This is a genomic window from Acetatifactor sp., from assembly GCF_982438285.1.
This window is the reverse complement of the sequence record NZ_CEWDFQ010000246.1, coordinates 1-4,746: the sequence shown is the minus strand read 5'-3', so window position 1 is coordinate 4,746 and position 4,746 is coordinate 1. Positions and strand designations below refer to the sequence as shown.

Genomic DNA, 4,746 nt, shown 5'->3' with positions numbered 1-4,746 from the left:
GTCAGAAGCTTTACATAGGGGGTCTCTCCGCAGCCTGCGCAGGCTCCGGAAAATTCCAGAAGAGGACGTAAAAACTGGCTTCCCTTTACGGTATTCGTCTTAAATTTCTCAGCGGCATCCCTTTTTTCGGGGAGGGATTTGCCGTAATCAAAATACTGCTGGGTTTCCTGGTGCTGATGGACTGGGCACATCTCCAGGGCCTTCTGCCCTTGCTTTCCAGGGCACACGCCGGCGCAGGAGCCGCATCCGGTGCAGTCTGTCTGGGATATAGTGATGGAAAAGGAATAGTCTGCCATGCCTGTCATGGGAAGGCTCTGCATTCCTTGAGGCGCTTTGGCTTTTTCAGCGGCTGTCATTACAGCAGGACGGATAACTGCGTGGGGACAGACGAAGGAGCAGCGGTTGCACTGGATGCAGTTTTCAGGCTTCCACACAGGAACCTCAGTGGCTACGTTTCTGCGCTCGTGGGCAGAGCTGCCGGAGGGGAAGGAGCCGTCCGCGTAGGGGACAAAGGCGGACACCGGAAGAGAATTACCTTTCTGGTCCGTGACAGGCTGCTGGATATTTTTTACGTAGGATAAAACCTCCGGGCGGTCCGGCAGGAGAGGATTGTCAACCCTTAAAGGGGAATTTGAAAAACGCTTCCAGCCCTCAGGCACCGTAATCTGCTGCACCTGGTCAAATCCGCGCTCAATGGCCTGATCATTCATTCTTATGATTTTTTCTCCCTTGCTGCCATAGCTTTTGCGGGCGGCTTTTTTCATGAAATCAATAGCCTGCTCTCTTGGAAGGATGCCAGAAGCCCCAAAAAAGGCGGCCTGCAGAAGCGTGCTGATCTTGTTGTTTAGTCCGATTTCCTTCCCGATACCGATGGCGTCGATTAAAAACAGACGGATGTGCTTTGCGGCAAGCTGTCCCTTTACGCTGTCGGGCAGAAACTGCTCCAGCTCATTCTCTTTGTAAGGGCAGTTGATGAGAAAAGCGCCCCCTTCTTTTATCTCCGACGTCATATCGTACTTGTGCAGATAAACAGGATTGCAGCAGGCTGTGAAATCGGACTGGTGAACCAGATAGGCGCTGCGGATAGGGCTTTTCCCAAACCGGAGATGGGAGATTGTAAGGCCTCTGGATTTTTTGGAGTCATATTCAAAATATCCCTGTACCTTTAACGGCGTGTGATCCCCCACAATTTTTACAATATTTTTGGTTGCGCTTACGGTGCCATCGCCTCCAAGCCCCCAGAATTTGCAGGAAATCATATCCCTTGGTGAAGTGGAGGGAAGAGAGGGGATGTCCAGGGAGAGATGGGTCACATCATCTGTGATACCCAGTGTAAATCTTTTTTTTGTATGGTTCTCATAGACGGCGGCAATCTGGCCGGGTGTAGTATCTTTAGAGCTTAAACCGTATCTGCCAGAGAATAAAGAAATATTTTCCCGGCCCCCTTCTTTTAGGGCGGCAAGCACATCCAGGTACAAAGGCTCTCCTGGGGAACCGGGCTCCTTGGTGCGGTCCAAAACGGAAATCTGCTTTACGGAGGAAGGAATCGCGTCCAAAAGGTGGCGGGTGCTGAAGGGGCGGTACAGATGCACACAGATCAGGCCGTACTTCTTTTCGGGGAAGGCATCCAGATATTCCCGTATGGTTTCACATACGCTTCCCATGGCGATGATCACATGCACGGCATCCTCCGCTCCATAGTAATCAAAGAGACCGTAGGAGGTGCCAAGTCTTTCATTGATTTTTGCAAGGGAACGTTCCACGATTTCCGGAAGCGCGTCATAGAAGGGATTGGCGGCTTCTCTTGCCTGGAAAAAAATATCCGGATTCTGGGCGGAGCCCATCATTTTACCGTGGCGGGGATGCAGGGCGTTCTCTCGAAACCGTTCCACAAGCTTCCTGTCCAACATTTCGTCCAAGGTATCGTAATCCCATACCTTGATTTTGTGCAGCTCGTGGGAGGTGCGGAAGCCGTCAAAGAAATTTAAAAAGGGAAGTCTGCCCTCGATGGCGCTTAAGTGGGCGGCGGGGGAAAGATCCATGACCTCCTGTACGCTGCTTTCCGCAAAAATAGCGGCGCCGGTCTGACGGCAGGCATAGATGTCAGAGTGATCGCCGAAGATGGACAGCGCATGGGTGGCGATGGTTCGGGAGGCAATATGAAATACGCCTGGCAGTAGTTCTCCGGCAATGCGGTAGAGATTGGGGAGCATGAGCAGCAGCCCCTGGGAAGCTGTAAAGGTGACCGCAAGGGTCCCGGCGATCAGCGCTCCGTGTACTGCTCCGGCAGCTCCGGCCTCAGACTGCATTTCTGAGATGGAAAGGGGGTGCCCGAAAATATTTTTCCGGCCCTGTAAGGCCCATTCGTCGGCATATTCCGCCATGGGAGAGGATGGAGTGATAGGGTAAATTGCAGCAATTTCACTGTATGCGTAAGCTACATGGGCAGCAGCCTGGTTACCGTCCATTGTTCTTTCTTGTCTGTGCATGAGTAGCCACCTCCTGAAGTTGATATACTATTAGAATGACGGCTCTTGTAAAAAATATGTATAGAATCTGGTATTTCGTTGACATGTTTTTTTTGTGGGAATATACTGATAGCAGTCGAAAAAACAGATGGAAAGGGGCAAAAAAATGGAGAAGCTTTTTATTACCTTCCGTTCGGAAGAGGACATCATCGCATTTGTGGAAGTGTGCTGCGAGTATGATGACGCTATCGATATAAGGGTAGGTAAAATGCTCACGGATGCTAAGTCAATTCTGGGAATGCTGCTTCTGAAAACGGGAGAGACCTTTGAGATAGAGTACGGCTGTTATGACAGCGAGGATAATTACAGCCAGTTTCGGGAGGAAATCCTTAAAAAGTTCCAGGTTACCGTGAAAGGGGAGCCGGATAAAAGGACAAGCATGGCTGGTTTATAAGAAATACGGCTTCCTGATTATTTCAGGAAGCCGTTTACAATTTGTGCCTCAGCTTCGGCCTCGGTGAGCCCCAGAGTCATAAGCTTAATGATCTGATCTCCTGCAATCTTTCCGATGGCTGCTTCGTGGATTAAGGCAGCATCCAGATTATTTGCAGTAATTTCCGGTATGGCGCTGATTTTTGCGTTATCCATAATAATGGCATCGCATTCGGAATGACCGGCGCAGCGGTTGTTGCCGTTGATCTTTGCCAAAAACAGCTGTCTGGAGTCGTCTCTGGCAACGGCGCGGGAAATCAGATTTGCACTGGAATCCACCCCGTCTAAGTCCACCTCAAAGGAGGACTCTGCGTTTTGGCTGCCGTGCGTCATGAGACGCTCAGTGATAACAATCTTTGCGTGATCTGCAAGCTTTGCACGGGTGGTGCGCTTGGTGGAGTCCACGCCCTTTATCTGTACGGTTTCCATCTCCAAAAAGCTGTTTTCTCCTAGGGAAACCACGGTTTCCGGATTCATAATCCGTCCGCCTCTGCCATCCCCGCTTCCGTAATGCTTTTCCACATATTTTACATGGGAGTTTTTTCCTATGTAGAAGGTGTGAATGCCGTCATGGCGGCTGTCCTGCTGGCCGCAGTTGTGGATGCCGCAGCCGGCTACAATGGTAACATCACAGTCATCCCCTACATAAAAATCGTTGTAAACCATTTCGGTCAGGCCGCTTTGGCTTAAAACCACGGGAATGTGAACACTTTCCCGTTTGGTTCCCGGTTTGATAATAATGTCGATGCCCTGTTTGTCCTCCTTGGTAACGATGTCAATATGTGCAGTGGTACTGCGCTCTACACTTTTTCCGTTGGCCCGGATGTTATAGGCTCCCTCCGGGAGCTCGTGAAGACCGGCTACCTGTTCCAATAATGTTTTTTGTATCTCGTCCATAAAAATCCTCATTTCTGTGTATTTATTTGTGTGGTTTTATTGTTGATAATATTTGCAGCTTTCCGTACCCCTTAACAGCTCCGGGAGAATGGTATCCCTGTGCCCTTTAGCCTGAACGGTGCCGTCGGCAATGACCACGATCTCATCCGCAATGTTCAGGATGCGCTCCTGATGGGAAATGATAATGAGAGAATTGCTGCTTGTCTGGTGGAGCTCCTCAAAGACCTTGATCAGATTGCTGAAGCTCCACAGATCAATTCCGGCCTCCGGCTCATCGAACACGGAAAGGGGCGTGTTGCGGGCGATGATGGTAGCGATCTCAATACGCTTAAGCTCGCCGCCGGAAAGACTGGCATCCACCTCCCGGTTAATGTAGTCCCTGGCGCACAAGCCAACCTTTGAGAGATACTCGCAGGCCCCTGAGGTGCTGAGACTGCTGCCCGCGGCTAAGGTGATTAAATCTTTTACCCGGATACCCTTAAAACGCACCGGCTGCTGGAAAGCAAAGCTGATTCCCAGCTTTGCCCGCTGGGTTATGTCCATTTCCGTGATATCCGTGCCCTGAAACAGAATCTTTCCTGAAGTAGGCTTTTCAATGCCCATAATAAGCTTGGCCAGGGTGGATTTTCCCCCGCCGTTGGGCCCTGTGATGGCTGTAAAGGTGTGGTCCTGGAACTTCAGGTTTATGCTTTTAATGATCTCTTTCTGGCCGGAGGTATCCCCCGGGACCTGAAAAGAGACATCCTGTAACTCTAACATATTTTTCCTCCTTATTCTTGCAGAACGCTGTGCGCATTGCAGAGTACTTTCTGCATTACAAAACATTGTCTGCAGGCTTTATTTTTACAGTATAGCACAAAATGGGAAAAATCTATACTATTTTTGTAAG

The 4,746-nt window shown here is 50.1% G+C and carries 4 protein-coding genes; 1 reads left to right on the top strand and 3 read right to left on the bottom strand.

Going from position 1 to position 4,746, the window contains the following annotated elements; all coding sequences use genetic code 11:
- The coding region (gene nifJ / locus AC1WIP_RS11585) for a pyruvate:ferredoxin (flavodoxin) oxidoreductase (RefSeq protein WP_481141975.1) at window positions 1-2,489 on the bottom strand (2,489 nt) is incomplete at its 3' end.
- Between the two features lie 145 nt (window positions 2,490-2,634).
- Here nifJ and AC1WIP_RS11580 point away from each other — a divergent pair.
- Window positions 2,635-2,922 carry an HPr family phosphocarrier protein gene (locus AC1WIP_RS11580; protein ID WP_481141974.1) on the top strand — a complete coding sequence of 96 codons (288 nt, stop codon included), beginning with the start codon at window positions 2,635-2,637 and terminating at the stop codon, window positions 2,920-2,922.
- Window positions 2,923-2,939: 17 nt separating this feature from the next.
- On the opposite strand, the gene AC1WIP_RS11575 is transcribed toward AC1WIP_RS11580, so the two are convergent.
- The gene (locus AC1WIP_RS11575; protein WP_318707943.1) at window positions 2,940-3,857 is read right to left on the bottom strand and encodes a SufB/SufD family protein; all 918 of its coding nucleotides are present in this window, start codon (window positions 3,855-3,857) and stop codon (window positions 2,940-2,942) included.
- Window positions 3,858-3,893: 36 nt separating this feature from the next.
- Window positions 3,894-4,616 carry an ATP-binding cassette domain-containing protein gene (locus tag AC1WIP_RS11570; RefSeq protein WP_481141973.1) on the bottom strand — a complete coding sequence of 241 codons (723 nt, stop codon included), beginning with the start codon at window positions 4,614-4,616 and terminating at the stop codon, window positions 3,894-3,896.
- Between the last annotated feature and the right edge of the window lie 130 nt (window positions 4,617-4,746).

Excerpts from the sequence above, each read along its gene's own strand:
- AC1WIP_RS11580 (WP_481141974.1), top strand. The coding sequence starts at position 2,635 with ATGGAGAAGCTTTTTATTACCTTCCGTTCGGAAGAGGACATCATCGCA.
- AC1WIP_RS11575 (WP_318707943.1), bottom strand. The coding sequence starts at position 3,857 with ATGGACGAGATACAAAAAACATTATTGGAACAGGTAGCCGGTCTTCAC.
- AC1WIP_RS11570 (WP_481141973.1), bottom strand. The coding sequence starts at position 4,616 with ATGTTAGAGTTACAGGATGTCTCTTTTCAGGTCCCGGGGGATACCTCC.